Raw genomic sequence first — 20,266 nt, forward strand, 5'->3', positions numbered from 1 at the left:
TGCGTCGACCTGGTTCGCGGCTCGGGTCGATCAGGCGGAGAGGGCCTGGATCTTGTCGGGGCGGAAGCCCGACCAGTGGTCGGAGCCTGCGATGACCACGGGGGCCTGCATGTAGCCGAGGTCCTTGACGGTCTGCAGCGCCTTGTCGTCGACCGAGACGTCGAAGATCTCGTAGTCGACGCCCTGCGCGTCGAGCGCACGCTTCGTGGCGGTGCACTGCACGCATGCGGGCTTTGAATAGACGGTGACAGCCATTTCGATCCTGCTCTCTGCACTGCGGGGGTGTTCGGGGTGCTCAGCCGAAGCCGGGACTGCCCACTATATGTAGGGCCACCGACATTGGCGCGGCACTAGATGCGGCGTTTCTCCACATCTGATGCAACGTCTGTCCACCGGCGCGGATTCCTGCCCAGCGCTGGCGCGGAAGTTGCCTGTGGAGGGCGTTCTCCACACCTGTGGACAGGACTTTCGCGACACGCCGGGGAGGGCTTACACGCGTGTCATTCGCACTCCGCATCACGGCCTCCCGGTCGCCTCCACGGTGCCGCGAGCCACCGACACGCATCAGCGAACGGTGTCGCCGCCGCCTCTCGGGTCGGCGGTGGAGCCACCGCGCGCGCCCGATGCGCGCCGCTGCAGCGCGAGACCCCGCAGCGTCACCCCGACGCCCACGGGGATCGCGACGAGCAGCACGGCGGTCGTCGCGGGCAGGGCCATGCTCGTCGCGGCCATGATGGCGAGCGCGACGACGGCGCCGATCGCGAGCACCGTGCCGCCGAGGACCCACAACCGCGGGGAGAGGTGCCGCTCGCGCGGCTCGCGCACCGGCCGCTGCCCCATGCCGGGGAGGCGGCCGGCGCCCGTGTCGTCATCCGTCATGCCAACGACCCTGCCACCCGGTCAGGCGTCGGGCTGCTCGGGCGCACCGCCCGATGCCGTGTCCTCGTGCGGGTCGTCGTCGCCGCTCGTCGCATCGCCCGTGCCAGAGGGCAGGTCGTCGACGCGCTGCTGCTCGCCCTCGTCGGGGTTCGTCGAGCTGTGGTCGTCGTGGTGGCTCATGGTGCTCCCTGGTGTGCTCTCGTCGACGACGGATGCCCGCCATCCCCTCCAGGCTTCGCGCCTGGCGCGCCACGCGCCAGTGGGTTGCGCGAGACGCGAACCGATCGCATCGGCGCCGGCCGAGCGCAAGCCCATGCGTGCGGAGTGGGACGCCGACGCGGCGGACCGGGAGACTGGGGGCATGGCAGACGAGCAGGCATGGGCGAGCACGGCGATGTGGTGGCACGTGTACCCGTTGGGCTTCACAGGCGCGCCGATCCGCGAGGCCGAGGCCGAGCATCCGCCGCACCGCCTCGCACGCATCGAGGGGTGGCTCGACCACGTGGTCGAGCTCGGGCTCAACGGCATCGCGCTCGGTCCGATCTTCGCGAGCACCACCCACGGCTACGACACGACCGACTTCCTGCGCGTCGATGCGCGCCTCGGCGACGACGCCGACCTCGACCACCTCGTGGCGGCCGCGCACGAACGCGGCATCCGCGTGCTGCTCGACGGGGTCTTCAACCACGTCGGTCGCGAGCATCCCGCGTTCCAGGCGGCGCTGTCGGGCGAGGAGGGGTCGCGGCTCGTCCGCCTCGGCGACGACGGCGGGCCCCAGGTCTTCGAGGGGCACGACGCCCTCGTCGAGCTCGACCACGACTCCGACGACGTCGTCGACCTCGTCGTCGACGTCATGGACCACTGGCTGCGCCGCGGCATCGACGGCTGGCGGCTCGACGCCGCGTACAGCGTGCCGAGCGCCTTCTGGGCGCGCGTGCTGCCGGCCGTGCGCGAGCGGCATCCGCACGCGTGGTTCGTCGGCGAGGTCATCCACGGCGACTACCCCGAGATCGTGGCCGAGTCGACGATGGATGCCGTGACGCAGTACGAGCTGTGGCAGGGCATCTGGCACGGCATCGCCGACGGCAACCTGTTCGAGCTCGAGCACGCCATCGGCCGCCACGACGCGCTGCTGGCGACGTTCGTGCCGTACACGTTCCTCGGCAACCACGACGTCACGCGCATCGCGTCGGCGATCGGCGCGGACCTCGTGCCGCACGCGCTCGCGATCCTCTGCACCGTCGCGGGCACGCCGGCGATCTACGCGGGCGACGAGCTGGGCATGCTCGGCGTGAAGGAGGAGCGCGTCGGCGGCGACGACGCCGTGCGCCCCGAGATGCCCGAGGTGCCCCCGGCTCGCAGCGACCTCGACCCGGCTGCGGCCCGCATCCTCGACGCCACGCACCAGCTGATCGCGATCCGCAGGCGGCACGCGTGGCTCACGCGGGCGCACACCGACGTCGTGGTGGTCGCGAACGACTCGATCGTGCTGCGCACCGCGACGGCCGATGCGAGCATCGTCACGGCGCTGAGCATCGGCGACGAGCCGACGCGGCTGCCCGCCGCGGACGCGACCGAGATCCTCGCGGGCGAGGGTGCGACGCTCGAGGGCGACGAGGTCGTGCTCGCCGCGCGCGGCTGGGCGGTGCTCGGCGGCTGACGCCTGCAGCGCCAGCGCTCGCGCGGCCCGCCTCCGCCCGCGCGCCTCGCCTCCGCCCGCGCGCCTCGCCTCGCACGGTGGGTGCGTTTCGCAGGCGATCAGGGGTGCTCGAGGGGTATCTTCCCTCGGCCCCCCACGATCGCCTGCGTAACGCAGCACCGACGACGTGCGGAGGCCGACGACGTGCGGGGGTCGCCGGGGCTCGCAGCCGCGGTCAGTCGTCGTCCTCGTCGAACGACACCGCGATCGCCGCGTCGGCGGCGCGCTGCGCCTCGACCGGATCGGCACCCGCCTCCACGTGGGCCTGGCGCCATGCGGCGGCCGACGCCTCGGCGAACGCGCGACCCTCCTGGCCCTCGAAGAGCTCCTCCATCGCCTCGGGCGTCGCGCGCGGGTCGCCATCCAGGTGCAGCGCGAGCCCGAGCAGGCTCACGTCCCACCCGAGCCCGCCCGCGGCCGGACCGTACTCGGCCCAGTGCTCGTCGTGCGCACCCTCGTGCGCGATCGCGAGCCTCGCACCGCCATCCACCTCGGCGATCGTCGCCGTCACGCGACTCACGTCGCCCGCGTACTCCCACGTGATCGCGAGCGACGTCGGCGCCTCGCAGCGCTCGATCGTGCCCTCGGTGCCGCTGTCGACGAGCAGGTAGCGGCCGCCGACGACGAGGTCGCCCTCGACGGGCTCGAACCACGTGGCCAGGCGTGCGGGATCGGTGATGGCATCCCACACGTCGGCTGCCGTCGCCCGGAACGTCTGCTCGAGCGCGACGACGGGCCCGGATGCTGCGAGATCGACGGTGCGGAGCACCTCGTGGATCTGCGCGGCGATGGTCATGCTGCTGCTCCCGATGGCATGCACCCTGTCTACGGCAGTGCGCGCACGGGCGGAACCCCCGGCCGCTCGTAGCCTGGACGCATGGCCTCCCACGTGACCGACATCGCCGCCGACCTCGTCCACGGTGCCGTCGAGCTCGAGCGCACGGCACGCGGTCTCGTCGTGCACCGCCTGCCTGGATGGGCGCGCGAGCAGCTGCCCGACCCCCAGCTGCTCGGCGCCCAGTCGCAGCCTGCAGGCGTGCGGCTCGCGTTCTGCACCGAGGCCACGTGGGTCGAGCTCGTGGCGCATCCGGTGCGCATCGTCTACGTCGGCGCGGCGGGCAGGCCCGCAGCGACGTGCGACCTCGTCGTCGACGGCCGCGTCGTCGCCCACGGTGCCGTGACGGGCGGCGACGAGCTGCGCGTCGACGTCGCCCGCGGCACGCAGGAGCTCGTGCCTGGCGAGGCGGGCAGCGTGCGCTTCGACCTGCCCTCGGGTGCGAAGACGGTCGAGCTGTGGCTGCCGTGGAACGAGCGCACCGACCTCGTCTCCCTCGCATCGGACGCACCCGTCGGCCCGGTCGAGCCCGGCGGTCGACTCCGCTGGCTGCACCACGGCTCGTCGATCAGCCACGGCTCCAACGCGTTGCACCCCACGGGCACGTGGCCGGCGATCGCGGCACGCGCCGCTGGCGTCGACCTCACGAACCTCGGGTTCGGCGGCAGCGCCATGGTCGACGGCTCCACGGCGCGCGTCATGCGCGACCTGCCCGCCGACCGCATCAGCGTGAAGCTCGGCATCAACGTCGTCAACGCCGACGCCATGCGCCGCCGCGCCTTCGTGCCCGCGGTGCACGCGTTCCTCGACACGATCCGCGACGGGCACCCCGAGACGCCGCTGCTCGTCGTGTCGCCCATCCACTGCCCCATCCACGAGACGACGCCCGGGCCCGGCGCCTTCGACCCCGCGAGCCTCGGCACGCCGCAGGTGCGGTTCGTCGCGACGGGCGACCCCGCCCAGGTCGCCGCGGGTGCGCTCACGCTGCAGGTCGTGCGCGCGGAGCTCGCCGCGATCGTCGCGCAGCGCGCCGCAGGCGACCCGAACATCGCGTACCTCGACGGCGAGACGCTCTACGGGCCGGGCGACCACGACCGGTGGCCGCTCGCCGACGCCCTGCACCCAGGGCCGGAGGCGCACGAGCGCATGGGCGAGCGGTTCGCCGACGCGTGGCTGCGCGGGTGAGCGACGCGGATGCGGTCTGAGCGGGCCGTCGAGGGTGCATTCCACTCGACGGCCCGCTCAGACCGCATCGCGACGGTCGGTCAGACCGCACCCTCCGCGATGAGGGCGTCGAGCGCGGCGTAGCCGTCGTTCACGCCCACCTCCATGCCGCTCGCGAGCCACGCGTCGCGACCCTCGAACGAGTCGACGAGCGACCGCGCGTGCAGGCGCGTGCGGCCGTCGCCGAGGTCTTCGAAGCGCAGCGTCTCGAGCGCGACGCCGGGTGCGCCGAGGAACTCGAACGTCTGCACGATGCCCTCGTCGCCCACCTCGTGGAACGTGCCGCGGAAGCCGTACTCCTGGCCCTCGTGCACGTGGGTCATGGCCCACGCGCCGCCGGAGACGGCATCCCATCGGTCGATGCGCACCTCGGTGCCCTCCGGCCCGTTCCAGCGCGCGTAGAGCTCGGGGTCGGTGTGGGCGCGCAGCAGCTGCGCTGGCGTCGCTGCGAAGTCGCGGGTCATGCGGATGACGGGCACGGTGGGGTCGGCGGTGATGGTGGCGTCCATGATGGATCTCCTGTCGGGTGGTGTGGGGCGGCCGTCGGTCGGCTCACGCCCCGGTGTCGGTGGTGGTGTCGGATGCGGTGGCCGCGTCGGCGTCGGCCGCGCGCAGCTCGTCGAGCACGGCGTCGAGTCGCTGGAAGCGCCCCTCGGCCTGCCGCTGGTGGTGCTCGATCCACGACGTCATGGATCCGAGCGCATGCGCCTCGAGGTGCACGAGCCTCCTGGTGCCGTCGCGACCCTTCGTCACGAGGCCGGCGGCCTCGAGCACCGCGAGGTGCTTCGAGATCGCCTGGAGGCTGACGGGGAAGGGGGCGGCGAGCTCGCCGACGGTCGCGTCGCCGAGCGTCAGCCGTGCCACGAGGGCGCGTCTGGTGCCGTCCGCGAGTGCCGCGAACGCCCTGTCGAGCTGCTCGTCCATGCGCTCCCTTTCCTCAACCATTCGGTTGCATAAAGCGTGCCACGGGACCGCTCGCGTTGTCAACCGATCGGTTGAAGACGGGGTGAGCGAGCCGCGGTCCGGACCTGCGGAGCGGTCGAGACCCGGTGCTACGCTCGCGCGATGCAGCCTCCGACGGGAACGGCCGACCCGTCGACGGCGCGGCGTCCGACCGTCAAGGACGTCGCACGCGTCGCGGGCGTCGGGGTCGGCACGGTCTCGCGCGTGCTCAACGACGAGGGCAAGGTGAGCGCCGACAGCCGGGCGCGCGTGCTCGCCGCGATCGACGAGCTCGACTACGTGCGCGACACGGCCGCGCGCGAGCTGCGGCGTGGGGCGTCGGCGTCGGTGGGCCTGCTCGTCGAAGACGTCGCCGACCCGTTCTACTCGCAGCTGCACCGGTCGATCGAGTCGACGCTCGAGCGCCACGGGCTCACCCTGCTCGCGGCCTCCTCCGGGGGATCGGCGGCGCAGGTGCGCAGGATCGTCGACGGTCTCGCCGCTCGCCGCGTCGAGGGGCTCGTCGTGACGATGCCCATCGATGCCGACGAGTCGCGGCTCGCCGCGCTGCAGCGCGCCGGGGTGCACGTCGTGCTCGTCGACCGCCCGGCGCTGACGTTCGAGGCAGACAGCGTGCGCACCGACAATCGACTCGGCGCGTGCATGGCGATCGAGCACCTCGTCGCACGGGGTCACCGGCGGATCGCCGTGCTGCTCGACGACGCCCGCAACCACACCTCGGGCGAGCGCCTGCTGGGCGTGCACGATGCGATCGCCGCCGCTGGGCTGCCCGCCGACGCCGCGATCGTGACCCAGGAGGCCCCCGACGCCCAGGTGATCGCTGCTCGCCTGCTCGCCCTGAGCGCGGGGGAGGCCCCGCCGACCGCGGTGCTGTGCGGCAACAACCGCACCTCGGTCGCGACGCTGCGGGCGTTCCGCGCGCTGGGGACGCGGCTCGACACCGTCGGGTTCGACGACCTCGAGCTGGCCGACCTGCTCGACCCGCCGCTCACGGTCGTCGCGCAGGACCCCGCAGCCATCGGCGAGCTCGCGGCGCGGATGCTCGTCGAGCGCCTCGACGGCCACGAGGGTCCGGCGCGGGTCGTGCTGCTGGAGCCCGTGCTGCTCGATCGCTCGCGGTGACTTGACGTCCCCTGATGGCGTGCTTTAGCGTCGTCTCAAGTGGAATCGATTCCACGCGCGCTCGTGTCGAGGAGGACCCGATGCCCCATCCCGTGACCCGCTCTCGCGGCCGTGCCCGCCTGATCGGCGCCGCGCTCGCCGCCACCCTCGGCCTCGCGGCCCTGCCGGCCGCACTGCCGGCGACGAGCGCCGCCGCTGCCGACGACGTCGACCGCGCAGCGCTCGTCAACCCGTTCGTCGGCACCGAGGACGAGGGCAACGCCTACCCAGGCGCCACGATGCCGTTCGGCATGGTGCAGCCGAGCCCCGACAACACGAACAGCTACGCATCGACGTCGTACGCGTACGACGACCGGCGCGTGTGGGGCTTCAGCCAGCGCCACGTGAACAGCGCAGGCTGCCCCGCGGCCGGCGAGCTGCTCGTGACCCCCACGACCACCGACGTGCCGCGCACCGACCGCGAGTTCCTCGCGATCACGGGCGACGAGACCGCAGAGGCCGGCTACTACGCCGTCGACCTCGAGGGCGACGTCACCGCAGAGCTCACGGCGACCGAGCGCACCGCCGTGCACCGCTACACGTTCCCCGCGACCGAGACGGCGAACCTGTCGTTCAACCTCGGGCAGACGCTGCGCGACGCGGGTGCCAGCTCGCTCACGTGGGTCGACGACCAGACGCTCGAAGGCTGGATCGACAACGGCGGCTTCTGCGGCGGCACCGACGAGCAGCGCTACTTCTTCAGCGCCTCCTTCGACCGCGCCCCAGTCGAGCACGGCGCCTGGGGTGCCGACGCCACCTACGCGGGCGGCGTGGAGTCGAGCGAGAGCGCGGGCGGCAGCCACGGCGCCGTCGCCGTCTTCGACACGACCGACGACCAGACCGTCGAGGTGAGCATCGGCGTCTCGTTCGTCGACGTCGACGGCGCGCGCGCCAACCGCATCGCAGAGCTCGCAGGCGGCCTCGACTTCGACGCCGTGCGCGCCGAGGCGAACGCCGCATGGAACGCGATGCTCGGCCGCGTCGCCATCACGGCATCCGACGACCTGCAGCGCATCTTCGCCACGCAGCTCTACAAGGCGCTGCTGTCGCCGACGATCGGCAGCGACGTCGACGGCCGCTACCGCGGCATGGACGGCGCCGTGCACGTCGCCGACGGCTGGACCTACCACCAGACGTTCTCGCTGTGGGACACGTACCGCACGCAGGCGACGCTGCACGGCATCATCGCCCCCGAGATCGCAGAGGACATCGTGCGCTCGATGTACCAGCACCGCGTCGAGGGCGGATGGCTGCCCAGGTGGTCGCTCGGCGGCGTCGAGACGAACATCATGGCCGGCGACCCCGTGTCGGCCTGGCTCGCCGAGAACTTCACGCTCGGCACCGTGCCCGACGACATCCACGACGAGCTGTGGGGCTACCTGATCGAGAACGCCACGACGGCACCGCCGGAGGGCGTCGACTCCGTCGGCCGTCAGAGCGCCGAGTTCTACATCGCCAACGGCCACATCCCCTACTACCCCGAGGACGAGCCCGGCCTCGGCCAGCAGTTCGAGGAGTACCGCCACGGCGGCTCGTCGACGATGGAGTTCGCGGTGTCGGATGCGGCGATCGGCGCTGCCGCGCAGCGCATGGGCGACGACGAGACCGCGGCGACCTTCCTCGAGCGCGGCCAGAGCTGGCAGCGCCTGTGGAACCCCGACGTGCAGCTGAGCGGCGGCTTCCAGGGCCTCGTGAACGCCGTGACGCCCGAGGGCGAGTTCGTGTCGACGGCCGAGATCGCACCCGTGCAGCAGACGGGCTTCCACGAGGGCGTGCCGTGGCAGTACCAGTGGATGGCGAACCAGGACTTCGCAGGCCTGCAGGATGCGATGGGCGGCACCGACGCGTTCCTCGACCGGCTCGACTTCTACTTCGACATGGACGCCCTGCAGGCGGCCCCCGGCCAGCGGCCGTCGTCGTGGGATCCGGGCGGCAGCAGCTACTACACGAGCATCGGCTACAACCCCGGCAACGAGCCGACGATCATGAACCCGTGGCTGTACGCCTCCGCCGGCGAGCCTGCCCACGTCGACGACGTGCTCGCGGCGAACCTCAACCTGTTCCCGAACACGCCGGACGGCGGCGTCGGCAACGACGACCTCGGCACGCTGGGCGCCTGGTACGTCATGGCGTCGATCGGCATCCAGCCGGTCGTGCCGGGCTCCGGCATGCTCGCGCTCAACGCGCCGCGCGTGCAGGAGGCGGTCGTGACGCTCGGCGACTCCGGCGAGACGGTGACGCTCAGCGCACCCGGCGCCACCGAGTCGACCCCGAGCCACATCGCGAGCGTCTCGGTGGGCGGCGAGGATCGCAGCGAGACATGGATCGACCTCGAGCAGCTGCGCGCCGGCGGGGAGATCGCGTTCGCGCTCACGCAGGATGCCGAGGCCACGACGTGGGGCACGGCACGCGCCGACTGGCTGCCGAGCGTCGCCGACCCGCTGCGCGCCGAGGCGGACGTCGTGGCGCAGGATGCCGAGGTGACCGAGGGCGTCGCGACGACGATCGAGGTCGGCACGGTCACCCTCGCCGAGGCATCGCAGGCGACGCCGGGCGAGGCGGCTGCTGCCGTGGCGACGAGCGTCGACGACGTCGAGCTCGCAGCGACCCTCGAGCTCGACGGGGCGCAGGTGCCGGTGACGGTGCAGCGCGACGGCGAGGCGTGGGTGCTCACCGCGACGGTGACCCTGCCGGAGCCCGGCGTCGTCGAGGGCACGCTCACCGTGTCGTCCGCGACCGAGAGCCCGCGCTTCGCGCCCGAGGTGCTCGAGCCGGTCTCGGTGCCCGTGTCGGTGACGGTCGTCGCCGCGGCCGTGGAGCCGTCGCCGTCGTCGCCGTCCGTGCCGCCCACCGACGGCTCCGGCCAGCCCTCGACGCCTCCGGGTGCAGGCGGAGGCGGGGGAGGGCTCCCGGTGACGGGTGCCGACGTCGCGCCGTGGGCGATCGCCATGGGCCTGCTGGCGCTGCTGGTCGGCGCGGGGCTTGCGATGCGGGCACGTGCGGCTCGCCGGGCGGTCGACGCGGGCTGATCCACGCATCGGGGCGCGGAGGGCGACCTCCGCGCCCCGTTGCGGTCCCTGCGCGACCTGCGACGATCCCGCGACGGGCCGCCCGTGCCGCATGTGGCACGGGCGGCCTAGGCGATTCGAAGGCGGGCGAACGGCCGGCGACGTTGCCTACGCCGACCGACAAACGAGCCGCGGCTTGGTCTGCGTAGTTGCCACGCTGGAGGTGCATGTCCAGGAATGCGACGACGGCCGCCTCGCTGTCTGCGTCTAGCTGCCCTCCCTTGATGAGGTTGCGCAGCGCAGGAATGCCGCGGTTCTCGATGACCCCGTACTCGGCTTCCAAGTCGTGCGTGACCACGGCCGCCCGGTAGGCGTAGCCGACGACCGTCGCGCTGCGCACTGGCAGTTCGCGACTCACCCGATGCTCGGCGTCCCAGACGTGCACATAGTCACGCTCGTTGCCCAAGTGCGACAGGTACGCCGCTGTGACCATGTGCGCGCGCTTGACTGCCAGAGCGGCGACAGCAGCGGTCGCACTCCCCATCTGAGCCGATTCGCCACCCGTGATGCTCGTCCGGCGCGGCGCGAGCCGCCGCGAGAGCCAGCACGGAGGCTGGCCGGATCGTGCGGCTGCGCCGCCTCACCTGACTGACCGTCTTTTCTCCGGGGCTGCCGAGCATCACTCGCTCCGCGCCTCCCGTTCCCGCCGTTCAGCCAACGATCCCTTCGGGATCGGGGCGCGTCGGGCACTCACGGCGCTCCCGCTCGCATGCACCTGCAGGTGCCCCGGAGAGGGCGAAAGAACGAGAGGTAGGGGGGAGCCGACCTGGTCACCATCACCGTCTACGGCAAGCCCGGATGCGTCCAGTGCACCGCCACCAAGCGAGCGCTCGACACCGCAGGGGTCGCGTACAGCGAGGTCGACGTCAGGACCGACGACGCCGCGCTCGAGCACGTGAAGGCGCTCGGGTTCTTTCAGGCGCCCGTGGTCGAGTGCGACGACACCGCATGGAGCGGCTTCCGCCCCGACCTCATCGACCAGCTCACCCGATAACGAAACGAAGGAGACAGATCATGGACAGGTGCATCACCGGCACCGGCAACCTCGCAGGGACGCCCGAGCTGCAGCACAACGACCAGGGCCGCGCATACACGTACGCCCGCGTCGTCGTCGCCGACCGCTACCAGGACGAGCAGGAGCAATGGCAGGACGGCCCCGCCACCGGCTACGACGTGCTCGTGCGCGGCAAGAGGCCGAGAACCTCGTCGCGATCGCGCAGGCATCCGGCAGCGTCAAGGTCGTGTTCGCCGGCCGACTCCGCGACCCCGTGGGGCAACCGAGAAGGGCGGCATCAACCGCAGCGTCTCCGCCGACCTCTTCGGCTACGCCGGCGTCGGGCAGACGCTCGACATCACCCGAGGCAGCGGTGGTCAGGTCGTCGAAGACGAGCAGCCGTTCTGACGCGGAGGCAGGTGCGGGGCTGGCGCACGGCGCCAGCCCCCTCCTGGTTCCGCTAGAGCGTGTCGACTAGATCCTGCACAGCATCCACGCAGAGAGACAGATACTCGCTCTTCACCTGGACGCGCTTGCCCATGATCTGCATCCGACCCGAACGCTGCGCGTACAGGGGGCAGCCGCGAGCATGCGCGACCACTCCCGCAGTCTGGAAGTCGCGGATATTCACAACCACGTCCTCTACCGAGGTGGAGCTGAACATCCCCGGATTCGCGACCATTAGCGTGCTCACATCGGTGTCGATGGAGTGGAGGACGGCCGAGTAGGCCGAAGCCGGACCCATGTACTGCGTGAGACGGTTCTTCGCGATCGCGTGGACCTTGGGCAGGTCGCGTCCTGCCGCACGAAGACGCGTCGCGAACGCATACGTCGCGTAGATCTCCGAAGGGAGCTTCAGTCCGTAGACGAGCGAGAACGCGTTCTGGATAGCACGACGCGACGAGTCGTCGGCCATCACGGGCAGAACGAGACGATCGACGGTCGAGAGCGCGACCTGCGTGTAGACCGAGAACGAAGGGTTCGAGTCGACGAAAACCGTGTCGTACTTGTCCTCGACGGTCTTGAGAAGGTCGCGGAGCCAGTCGACCACTGCGAGCCAAGCGTTCGTCCCTGGAATGTTCGTGTTCGCCAGCGTCGACATCGCGTTGCTCTGCAGCTCGAGCAGGGGGTCGCCGGCGACGAGGTCGATGTTGTCGGGAACCGCAGTGTTGTAGTCGGCCGGATGCGAGATGTACGCATCGGGAGTGATCGCGGGCACCGTGTAAGGAGACGGCAGGCGCGTCTCAAAGTACCCGCCGATGGTGCGGCGCGTTGCTTCTGCCTGGCGCGCCAGTAGGACGTCACTGCCTGAGTTGGTGAGCCCTCCGTAGAGCAGCTCCGAGAGGTTTGCCTGGGGGCACATGTCGATGACAAGGATCTTCTTGTCGGGGTTCTGGTTGGCGTAGAACGTCAGGCTCTGGAAGCACAGGCTCGTCTTGCCGGTGCCGCCCTTGTTGTTCCAAAAACCGTAAACGATCATCCAGGGTTCCAATCTAGCTTCTTCGAGCGGACGGTTTGTACGCTTCTATCGTACCATCACGCCATCCGAGCAACCATGGATTGCCGATGGGGCGAACTGGGCAGGCGTTCCGGGCCTTCGCAAACGGGCGAGATGCCGTCGCCGGCACGAGCAATCGGGGGATGACCGGATGACCAACTTCGACGTTGAGCAGCGGTGGCCGGATCGCGCCGGCGTTGACCAGGTCGACGCCGCGCAGCACATCGCAGCAGCGAACGATGCCGACCGAGCATCCGACGCCGCGGCCGCCCGTGGTGACGGCGAGCTCGCCGAGGGCCGCGACGACCGTAGCCGCCAACAGGGCGCCGCCCGCGAGGAGTGGGACTCTGCGGCACGTCGACGCGACTACGCCGCCGCGATGGAGGCCAAGGGCGTCCCGGACGGCGCACGCGACGCGCGACTCACGGCCGGTCTCGGACAAGGCAGGCCTGCCGCCGACGCAGTGCGCGACGGTGCACCGCGGGGCCATGGGCGTGCGCAGCGCGGCGGTGCGCCGCAGCGTGAGCGCAGGGAGGGTACGGGATGACTGTGTCGGAGCCGCATCCGGCGGAAGCTGCTCTTCGTTTCATGGCGATGTTCGGCGAAGTGCAGTCGTCGATGCGGCATGTGTTCGAGCGCTACGTCAGTGGCCTCTCGCCAGAGGTAGGCAGATTCCTCAATCGCAGGCTGGGTCGAATGTCCGATTCCGATCGGTTTGACGCCTTGATCAGCCTCGCGGCGGACCATGACGAACGGCTTCGCGCCGACGCGATTGTGATGGTCGGACGCGAGCTCAAGGAGATACGAGATGCCCTGGGCCACGCTGACTTGCTGGGGGTGGTTGGCGGCAGGATCTGGACGCACCGCAGCACCGGCGCGAGCGAATTTACGACACGCGAGTTGCTGCGCGCCTACGGGCGCGCGCAATGGATCATCGATTCGGTGCTCTTCATCGGCCATGCGGCAGGGGTGATGACCTTCGAGGGGAAGCCGCACGTACGGCGCAGCGGCATGAGCCTCGAAGAGTCACCGCCCCCGCTTGATCCGCCGAGTGGGCCTATCCAGGATCCCGTGATGCTTTGGGAGATCGTGAAGGAAGAGCCAGTCGAGACCGACGATTGACGACGCTCCGCTCAGCGGGCGTCGTCGTCAACCTCGATCTCGCCGCCTGCGGTGCCATGGCGAAGGACGGAGAGCGCGGTCGCCAGGCGTCGAACGACTTCGTGCCGCTTCGCGCCACGAACAGCGGGGCCCGCCGCCGTCACCACGTGCTCCACGTGATCGAAGTCGTCGTCGCGCAGAGGGGTTGCAAGGCGTTCGGCCTCGCGGCGAAGGCCACTTGGCGTGCGACGCGGACCCTGCGAGATCGTGGAGGTGACCTTCGACGTCGACGAGGAGCCCGCTCGCTCCTTCGCCTGAGCTTGCGCGATTCTGCCAGCGGCGTTCCGGAGCTCGAGGTCTTCGGCCTGAGCGTTTTTGAGGTTGACGTTGGCCCACCGCTCGGCGTTCATCGACGGCACCTGGACGAGATCTTTCACCGCGCCAGCGATGGCAGCCACGCCGGGACCGCCAAGCTTCAGGGCGCCAGCCCATGCCAACAGCTCGGGGACGTATTCCCAGGGATTCTCGTAAGAAACCCGCCGGAGTCTGGTCGGAAGGCACCAGTCGTAGGACTCGAGGATGTCAAAAGTCCGCGCGGCGTCATCGGGTGCAACGAGCAGTGTGGCGCCGGACGCAAGGCGGACGGCTGCGTCATTGATTGCCGCGAAGTCGCCGGCGGTCATGGACGGGTATGTGTGTGCCCGAAATCGAACTGCTGGGCCCTCGTGGCGCACGTCGGTGGTCTGTCTCACGGCGACATACTGCCGCACGTGAGTTCGCGGTCAAGTACCTAATAGAGGCGTGGTCGAATGTACTCGGCCATCTCACGCACCTTGTTCAGCGCCGCCGAGGCACGAGCCTCATCGCCGCCGAACAGCCCATCGGCGAGCGGCTTCCATGCTGCACCTTGATCGGAGGCTTCCTTCAAGAGTGCGGCGTCTGCTGCGCGCTCGGAACGGCGGTGGCGCCATACGTACGAGCCATAACCGGCGGAGTGATGACCGGAGAGATCGTCATCCTGAGAATCGATCGCGAGAGCGTCGAGGAGCACGCAGGCGCGATCGAAGGCCTCGTCGTACTCATCTTGCGTTGGGAAGTCGTCGATGAAGAGATCGCGCAGGACATGCTGGACGTGATCAGACATCGGCGTGAAGTACTTCGTCGGCCGCTTTCGGAAGTGCTCCTCGCCGACCTCTCCACCGGTGTCCTCGTGATGCAGCGCGCTGGGCAGCACTCCGTCGCCGACATCGCAGATTGACCGGGCGTTCACGTACGAGACGACGGGCACCGTGGTGTTGTTGTAGTCGACGCGCACTCTTGGCCTGACAGCGATGCCAAGCAAAGGCACGTGGTTGCTTCGAGCCATGCACCCGACGGCGACGACGTGCATGGCCAACAGAGCCGGGTAGCCGCGCAGTTCGACAAAGAGTCGCATGCCGCCCGCCGGCCCCACCTCGGATGAGAGGGAGCGCATGAACTGGCGCCAGGCTTCGGAGTGGGTGTGCGAGCCGTACATGCCCACGAGTCGCAGCGGTTCGAGGGCGGGCTCGAGCAACTCCTCATAGTCGCGTACCTGGCCTGACCAGGCCCGGTACGCCGCCTCAGTGTCGCTTTCCGGCACGCTCGGCGGAAACCGCTCAGCATTTCCAAGTGCAGCACGGATCGGCCTCGCGAGGGTGCTCATGAAGTCTTCGAGCGCGATGTCGGCCGTTGGGTCCCGCAGGAGCCGCTTGAGAGTGTCGGATCGCTTGCGGTCGTCGCCAGCAGCGGCGCGCGATGCGGCGAAGGCGTCGGCGCCTGCGGTCGGTTGAGGATGCATGAGACGCCCGAGCGCAGTTGTCAGGCGGACGAGATTCTCCGTCCCTCGATCGCCGAACAAGTCCGATCGTTGGATGTGGCCGCCGAGCATGCGACCGTAGCCGAGGTCGTACTCCGGGATCGCCACATCGTCGAATCGAGCCGTGAAGAGCCACTCCGCACCGGGCGGTCGCTTGCGGTACTCCTCCATCGCGATCGTCAGCTCGACAAACATGTGCGAAGTCTCACGCTTACTCAATGCCGATGAGAAGCAGGCAACGAACGCGAGCGTATTGCGCTGGATCGCCTCGCGGATCTTCTGCTGCCAGTCCTCGCCGGGGAAAAGCCGCCTGACATCGCGCCAGACTGCCAAGCCTGCGGCCTCGAGCGCGCGCTCCAGCTGATCGACCGCCTCGGTGTCCTCGTGCATGTACGACAGGAACACGTGGCGCTGATCGCTCATGCCGGGAGTATCGCAGCACCCATAGACAGGGCAGCTGTTGGGTCGCCGCGCGATCTCCGCGAAGCGCGCCGCGCTGACTCGCGGCTAGAGCTGCCTAACGGGGACGACCTTAAGCTCAAGGCGCAAAAGCTGACAATCGACGTTCTGTCTGTGGACAGCGGGTCTGGGAGACAGCGATCGTGAGGCCAGATCCCGCCGAGCCCTACGATGCCGAGCCCGCATCAGTCGTGCCGAGCTCGCGGCCGATCCTTGTCGCGGCGGACGGTGGCGACGACCTCATCCTGCCGACGGTTCATGGGCGCGGTGCTCGGCGCGCTCATCCTCACCGGCCACACTCTCATCCCTGCAATCACGGGACACATCCGCTACCGGCGCGAAGCGGCTAGCATCGTCGCGACGACGAAGGCCGTGACCGGGAGCAACGCGATGCGATCATGCAACGACGCGGCTGGCATTGGATCGCGTTGAGGCCGCGCCTCGGCGCGCGCAGGGCATGATGAGCGCAAGCCCAAGACTTGCTCACCCGCTGCTTGAAACCATTGATGTCGTCGCGTGGGCGATGGTCGGGTTCGGCATCGCGCTCGTGCTGGAAGACGTTGCAGGGAAGCAGCCCATCGAATCGGTGGTTTCGTGGGTCCTGCTCGTTCTCGGGCTGATAGGTGCCGGGGCGTGGTTGTACTACGCCAATCCTTCTCTGCGGAACCTCGCGCTCCATGCTCGCTTCGCAATGGTCTTCGTAGGCGCTGGCTTCGGACTGCGCGACGGTGACAGCTGGCGGGGAGACGTGGGAGCGGTCTTCACAGTCGTCGGCGGTGTGCTCCTCATGCTCTTGCTGCTCATGATGAGCAGGGAGCTTCTGCGTCAGAGCTCTCTCGTCATCGCGCTCGGAAGCGCTCTGTTCGTGTGCGTCACCGCGATCGCCGTCTGGGTTCTCCTAGAGCGGCTCGCTCCGGCAGTTGCCCGCGCTACCCAGGCCATAGGCCGCCACGTTGCTGTGGTGCTGCCGGCGCTCGTTCTCCGCGGCGACGTCTGACGTGGCCGGAAACAGCCGCGGCGACGCGAGCTCCGCACCGAGATCCGTACGCCGATAATCTTACTTCTGCCCGATCGACCTCGCTGCGCTGAGGCTGAGCCAGCGTCCGCATCCGAGCCCATCGCGCCTCGACGCAGCCAGGCGACAGCGGCGGGCCCCCGCTCGGCATGTGGCACGGTTGCCCTAGGCGATTCGGAGGGGACGCATGGCGGGCAGGCGACTGCGCAGCACCACCGCGTGGGTGCAGCGCATCCGTGCGACGGGACGCGTGCCGTTCCTGCAGGTCGTGAAGACGAGCGTCGCTGCGATCACCGCATGGTTCGCCGCCGACGTGCTCATCGCGGAGGAGCCGCCGATCTTCGCCGTCATCGCGGCGCTCATCGTCGTGCAGCCCAGCGTGAACCAGTCGCTCGGGCGCGCCCTCGAGCGCTCGATCGGCGTCATCGTGGGCGTCGTGCTCGCGACGGGCATCTCGCTGCTGTTCGGCTCGGCGGCGTGGATCATCCTCGTCGCCGTCGTCGTGTCGATCCTGCTCGCGTGGGCCCTGCGGCTGTCGCAGCAGACGTCGAACCAGATCCCGATCAGCGCGATGCTCGTGCTCGCGCTCGGCGCCGCCTCGCCCATCTACGCGATCGACCGCATCGCCGAGACGGTGCTGGGCGCTGCGATCGCGTTCGTCGTGAACCTGCTCATCGTGCCGCCCGTGCTGCTCGAGCCCGCCAGGCGCGAGGTCAAGGAGCTCGCCGAGGAGATCGCACGCAGCCTCGAACGGCTCGAGGCTGCCGCATCGGCGCCCGTCGGTCGTTCGACGCTCGAGGGCAACCTCGTCGAGGTGCGGCTGCTGCGGCCCATGCTCGCCCGCGCGCAGGTCGCCGTCGCGACCGCGGAGGACTCGCTCGCGCTCAACTGGCGCGGGGGTCGGCACCGCGGCGAGCTGCACGGCTACGACGAGGGGCTCGTGTCGCTCGGCGTGCTCGTGACGCGCGTGGCGGGCATGACGCGCACGATGCGCGATCACTACGACGACTCGCTGCACCGCGAGCCCGTCATGGGGCAGATCGCCGCCGAGCTGCGACGCGCGGCGCACGACCTGCGCATCCGCTACGTGCTCGGTGCAGGCGGCGACCCAGCCGCGACCTCCGACACGGGGCCGCTGCTGACGGCCCCCCTCGTGGTCGTGTCGCCGCACCCGGAGCACTGGGTCGTCATCGGCTCGATGCTGGAGGATCTGCGCCGCGTGCATGAGGAGCTCACGGCCGAGTGAGCCTGCCGCGTTCGCGGTCGCGGTGCGGCTGCGGATCGAGGCTCATGCGGAGGCGTCGCTCGGCCGCCCATCGCACGCGCCGCCACCGGTCGCGTCCGCCGCGTCGTCGACGCGGCGCGCGAGCTCCTCGAGGTCGTCCCAGATGCGCTCGAGCGCCTCGGCCCGCGAGTCGTCGCCGTGCGCCGCTGCGCGCTCCGCGTCCTCGGGATCGCGCGAGCGGTCGTCGGTGTCGTGATGGTCGGTGCTCATGCCTCGTGCCGGTCGCATCGTGCGGCCGGCGAGCCTCTCTCCTGGATGGTGCGTTCACCTAGGAGACGTCATGGATGCCGGATTCGTCACGCGGATGCTCGGACGCGTCTCGCGCACAGGCGAGGCGGGGGTGCGCGAGGGTCAGCGGGCGCCGAGCACGCGACGCCTCGTCGCCCCGTACGACGCGGGGCGGCGGCTCGTGCGACGACGCTCGACACGCGTGCCGCGGCGCTCGATCGCGGCGACGCCGATGCTCAGCAGCGCCAGCATCGCCAGCAGCATGAGTGCGATGGCGGCATAGACGACGACCCCCAGGTTCAGCAGGTCCTGCGCTCGCTCCACGATGTCCACGGTGTCTCCTTCGGCTCGTGTTCGAGCCTCGCGGCAGGAGGGGGTGCACCGCGTCGTCCGGAGGGGTCGCAGCCGTCATCCTCGGGGATGATCCGCGACGAGACCACGGGGTGAGGCGCGTCGCAGGCTGGGGATACGGTCGAGCGCATGGAGCAGCGCATCAGTCTCATCACCCTCGGCGTCCACGACCTGGCCCGCGAACGCGCGTTCTACGAGGCCCTCGGGTGGGCGGGTGCGCAGCAGCCAGACGACGAGGTGTGCTTCTTCCAGGCCGGCGGCATGGCGTTCGGGCTCTGGACGGCGCTCGGCGGGCACGGCGCACCCGGCATCGAGATCGCGCACAACGTGCGCACGCCCGAGGAGGTCGCGACGCTGCTGATCGCCGCCGAGGCGGCGGGTGGCTCGATCGTGCGGCCCGCGGAGGTCGCCGAGTGGGGCGGCACGTCGGGCGCGTTCGCCGACCCGGAGGGCTACGTGTGGGAGGTCGCGCACAACCCGGGTTGGACGATCGGCGACGACGGCTCCGTCACCATCTGAGCGAGGCCCGCCGTCGACGGGTGCCGCTCGCGGAGCCTCCCTGTCAGCGGCTCGTGCGCTCCTCCACGGCGGCGAGCGCCTCCTGCGTGACGGGCACGACGAGGTCGGCCCACCGCTGGTCGGCGGCGACGACCTTCGCGACGTACGGGCACACCGGCATGATGCGCAGGCCGTCGGCGCGCGTCGCCTCGAGCGCCTCCTCGACGAGCTGCCTGCCGAGGCCCTGGCCGGCGTACGCGTCGTCGACCTTCGTGTGGAAGAAGACACGGGCGCCCGCCACCTCCACGAAGTACGCCCGGCCAGCGACGCCGTCTGCGTCGTCGACGATCTCGAAGCGGTCTGCGGATGCTGCCCTGCGCACGGTGCTCATCCCTCGACACTGCCACTGCACGCCGCGTGGCGCATCCCCGGTGCGGCAGGATCGGAGCATGCCGATCGAGCCCGACCTGAAGGACTGGACATGGGTGCTCGAGCGCCCGTGCACCGAGTGCGGCTTCTCGCCCGACGTCGCCGACGCCGAGCTGCCGGCACGGATTCGCGCCGCGGTCGGCAGGATCCACACGGCGCTGCACGACGCCGACGTGCGCGAGCGACCGGATGACGCGACGTGGTCGAAGCTCGAGTACGCCGCGCACGTGCGCGACGTGTGCCGCATCATGCGCGAGCGGCTCGTGTCGATGCTCGACCACGACGACCCGCTGTTCGCGAACTGGGATCAGGATGCGACGGCCGACGACGACGCGTACGCCCAGCAGCGTCCGCCGCGGGTCGCGATCGAGCTCGACGTCGCGGCGGCGGAGCTCGCCGAGGCGTACGCGGCCGTGCCTGCGGATGCCTGGGAGCGCCCGGGTCGCCGCTCGAACGGCTCGCGCTTCACGGTGCGCTCGTTGGGCGTGTACGCCCTGCACGACCTCGAGCACCACGCCTGGGACGTCACGAAGCGCTGACGCGCGGCGTCCACCTCTCCCCGTGCGCTGCGAGGTGCACGAGCGGGACGTGTCAGCGTCCACCCACCGCTCCTTGAGGTGCGGCGCAGCGAGCCTCGAAAGGGGCTCGCTGTGCTGTGGCGCCCTTTCGAGGCTCGCTTCGCTCGCACCCCAAGGGCCGGTTGGGGGGAGTGCTTCGTCGGTGGTGGTTCGGGGTTCGGGCG

The 20,266-nt window shown here is 70.4% G+C and carries 23 protein-coding genes; 11 read left to right on the forward strand and 12 right to left on the reverse strand.

What is annotated here, in order from left to right; all coding sequences use genetic code 11:
* Nucleotides 1-30: 30 nt before the first annotated feature.
* The 3 genes from nrdH (ACZ6H8_RS11205) to ACZ6H8_RS11215 all read right to left on the reverse strand — a co-directional run bounded on the left by nrdH (ACZ6H8_RS11205) (nt 31) and on the right by ACZ6H8_RS11215 (nt 1,059).
* On the reverse strand, nt 31-255 hold the full coding sequence (gene nrdH / locus ACZ6H8_RS11205) for a glutaredoxin-like protein NrdH (RefSeq protein WP_464146911.1): 225 nt from the start codon (nt 253-255) through the stop codon (nt 31-33).
* A 309-nt stretch (nt 256-564) separates the two neighbouring features.
* Entirely contained in the window at nt 565-879 is a 315-nt protein-coding gene (locus tag ACZ6H8_RS11210; protein ID WP_464146912.1) for a hypothetical protein, read from the reverse strand.
* A gap of 21 nt (nt 880-900) precedes the next feature.
* Nucleotides 901-1,059 carry a hypothetical protein gene (locus tag ACZ6H8_RS11215; protein WP_464146913.1) on the reverse strand — a complete coding sequence of 53 codons (159 nt, stop codon included), beginning with the start codon at nt 1,057-1,059 and terminating at the stop codon, nt 901-903.
* Nucleotides 1,060-1,240: 181 nt separating this feature from the next.
* Here ACZ6H8_RS11215 and ACZ6H8_RS11220 point away from each other — a divergent pair, with 181 nt between their 5' ends.
* Entirely contained in the window at nt 1,241-2,539 is a 1,299-nt protein-coding gene (locus tag ACZ6H8_RS11220; RefSeq protein WP_464146914.1) for an alpha-amylase family glycosyl hydrolase, read from the forward strand.
* A 214-nt stretch (nt 2,540-2,753) separates the two neighbouring features.
* Here the strand turns inward: ACZ6H8_RS11220 and ACZ6H8_RS11225 are convergent, their stop codons facing one another.
* On the reverse strand, nt 2,754-3,374 hold the full coding sequence (locus ACZ6H8_RS11225; protein WP_464146915.1) for an SRPBCC domain-containing protein: 621 nt from the start codon (nt 3,372-3,374) through the stop codon (nt 2,754-2,756).
* Between the two features lie 81 nt (nt 3,375-3,455).
* On the opposite strand from ACZ6H8_RS11225, the gene ACZ6H8_RS11230 reads away from it, so the two are divergent.
* Complete coding sequence (locus tag ACZ6H8_RS11230) at nt 3,456-4,598, forward strand: GDSL-type esterase/lipase family protein (RefSeq protein WP_464146916.1); 1,143 nt, start codon at nt 3,456-3,458, stop codon at nt 4,596-4,598.
* 80 nt (nt 4,599-4,678) lie between these two features.
* Here the strand turns inward: ACZ6H8_RS11230 and ACZ6H8_RS11235 are convergent, their stop codons facing one another.
* Nucleotides 4,679-5,146, reverse strand: coding sequence for an SRPBCC domain-containing protein (locus ACZ6H8_RS11235; RefSeq protein WP_464146917.1), 468 nt, complete (start codon nt 5,144-5,146; stop codon nt 4,679-4,681).
* Nucleotides 5,147-5,189: 43 nt separating this feature from the next.
* The gene (locus tag ACZ6H8_RS11240) at nt 5,190-5,561 is read right to left on the reverse strand and encodes an ArsR/SmtB family transcription factor (protein ID WP_464146918.1); all 372 of its coding nucleotides are present in this window, start codon (nt 5,559-5,561) and stop codon (nt 5,190-5,192) included.
* Between the two features lie 141 nt (nt 5,562-5,702).
* Here ACZ6H8_RS11240 and ACZ6H8_RS11245 point away from each other — a divergent pair, with 141 nt between their 5' ends.
* From ACZ6H8_RS11245 to nrdH (ACZ6H8_RS11255), 3 genes are all read left to right on the forward strand, one after another.
* On the forward strand, nt 5,703-6,722 hold the full coding sequence (locus tag ACZ6H8_RS11245) for a LacI family DNA-binding transcriptional regulator (RefSeq protein ID WP_464146919.1): 1,020 nt from the start codon (nt 5,703-5,705) through the stop codon (nt 6,720-6,722).
* 80 nt (nt 6,723-6,802) lie between these two features.
* Nucleotides 6,803-9,790: a GH92 family glycosyl hydrolase gene (locus ACZ6H8_RS11250; RefSeq protein WP_464146920.1), complete on the forward strand. Its 2,988-nt coding sequence runs from the start codon at nt 6,803-6,805 to the stop codon at nt 9,788-9,790.
* Between the two features lie 805 nt (nt 9,791-10,595).
* Nucleotides 10,596-10,823 (forward strand): glutaredoxin-like protein NrdH, encoded by a 228-nt coding sequence (nrdH, locus tag ACZ6H8_RS11255; protein WP_464146934.1) that lies wholly within the window; start codon nt 10,596-10,598, stop codon nt 10,821-10,823.
* 460 nt (nt 10,824-11,283) lie between these two features.
* Here nrdH (ACZ6H8_RS11255) and ACZ6H8_RS11260 read toward each other — a convergent pair whose 3' ends face one another.
* Nucleotides 11,284-12,303 carry a ParA family protein gene (locus ACZ6H8_RS11260; RefSeq protein ID WP_464146921.1) on the reverse strand — a complete coding sequence of 340 codons (1,020 nt, stop codon included), beginning with the start codon at nt 12,301-12,303 and terminating at the stop codon, nt 11,284-11,286.
* Nucleotides 12,304-12,472: 169 nt separating this feature from the next.
* Between ACZ6H8_RS11260 and ACZ6H8_RS11265 the strand changes: the two genes are divergently transcribed.
* Complete coding sequence (locus tag ACZ6H8_RS11265) at nt 12,473-12,868, forward strand: hypothetical protein (protein ID WP_464146922.1); 396 nt, start codon at nt 12,473-12,475, stop codon at nt 12,866-12,868.
* The gene (locus tag ACZ6H8_RS11270; protein ID WP_464146923.1) at nt 12,865-13,443 is read left to right on the forward strand and encodes a hypothetical protein; all 579 of its coding nucleotides are present in this window, start codon (nt 12,865-12,867) and stop codon (nt 13,441-13,443) included. Before ACZ6H8_RS11265 ends, ACZ6H8_RS11270 begins: the two co-directional genes overlap by 4 nt.
* An 11-nt stretch (nt 13,444-13,454) precedes the next feature.
* Here ACZ6H8_RS11270 and ACZ6H8_RS11275 read toward each other — a convergent pair whose 3' ends face one another.
* Entirely contained in the window at nt 13,455-14,105 is a 651-nt protein-coding gene (locus ACZ6H8_RS11275) for a hypothetical protein (RefSeq protein WP_464146924.1), read from the reverse strand.
* 107 nt (nt 14,106-14,212) lie between these two features.
* Nucleotides 14,213-15,682: a toll/interleukin-1 receptor domain-containing protein gene (locus ACZ6H8_RS11280; protein ID WP_464146925.1), complete on the reverse strand. Its 1,470-nt coding sequence runs from the start codon at nt 15,680-15,682 to the stop codon at nt 14,213-14,215.
* Between the two features lie 496 nt (nt 15,683-16,178).
* Between ACZ6H8_RS11280 and ACZ6H8_RS11285 the strand changes: the two genes are divergently transcribed.
* Together ACZ6H8_RS11285 and ACZ6H8_RS11290 are read left to right on the forward strand one after the other, a co-directional pair.
* A complete protein-coding gene (locus ACZ6H8_RS11285; protein WP_464146926.1) occupies nt 16,179-16,715 on the forward strand; it encodes a hypothetical protein in 537 nt (178 codons plus the stop codon).
* A gap of 205 nt (nt 16,716-16,920) precedes the next feature.
* Nucleotides 16,921-17,979 (forward strand): FUSC family protein, encoded by a 1,059-nt coding sequence (locus tag ACZ6H8_RS11290; protein ID WP_464146927.1) that lies wholly within the window; start codon nt 16,921-16,923, stop codon nt 17,977-17,979.
* 42 nt (nt 17,980-18,021) lie between these two features.
* Here the strand turns inward: ACZ6H8_RS11290 and ACZ6H8_RS11295 are convergent, their stop codons facing one another.
* Together ACZ6H8_RS11295 and ACZ6H8_RS11300 are read right to left on the reverse strand one after the other, a co-directional pair.
* Nucleotides 18,022-18,228, reverse strand: a complete 207-nt coding sequence (locus ACZ6H8_RS11295) for a hypothetical protein (RefSeq protein ID WP_464146928.1) — start codon at nt 18,226-18,228, stop codon at nt 18,022-18,024.
* Nucleotides 18,229-18,369: 141 nt separating this feature from the next.
* Entirely contained in the window at nt 18,370-18,579 is a 210-nt protein-coding gene (locus tag ACZ6H8_RS11300; RefSeq protein ID WP_464146929.1) for a hypothetical protein, read from the reverse strand.
* Between the two features lie 147 nt (nt 18,580-18,726).
* Between ACZ6H8_RS11300 and ACZ6H8_RS11305 the strand changes: the two genes are divergently transcribed.
* The gene (locus ACZ6H8_RS11305; protein ID WP_464146930.1) at nt 18,727-19,116 is read left to right on the forward strand and encodes a VOC family protein; all 390 of its coding nucleotides are present in this window, start codon (nt 18,727-18,729) and stop codon (nt 19,114-19,116) included.
* Nucleotides 19,117-19,159: 43 nt separating this feature from the next.
* Here ACZ6H8_RS11305 and ACZ6H8_RS11310 read toward each other — a convergent pair whose 3' ends face one another.
* Complete coding sequence (locus ACZ6H8_RS11310) at nt 19,160-19,486, reverse strand: GNAT family N-acetyltransferase (RefSeq protein ID WP_464146931.1); 327 nt, start codon at nt 19,484-19,486, stop codon at nt 19,160-19,162.
* Between the two features lie 58 nt (nt 19,487-19,544).
* Here ACZ6H8_RS11310 and ACZ6H8_RS11315 point away from each other — a divergent pair, with 58 nt between their 5' ends.
* Nucleotides 19,545-20,063, forward strand: a complete 519-nt coding sequence (locus ACZ6H8_RS11315; RefSeq protein ID WP_464146932.1) for a DinB family protein — start codon at nt 19,545-19,547, stop codon at nt 20,061-20,063.
* Nucleotides 20,064-20,266: the final 203 nt, after the last annotated feature.

The sequence above is a fragment of the Agrococcus sp. AC640b genome, from assembly GCF_979255995.1.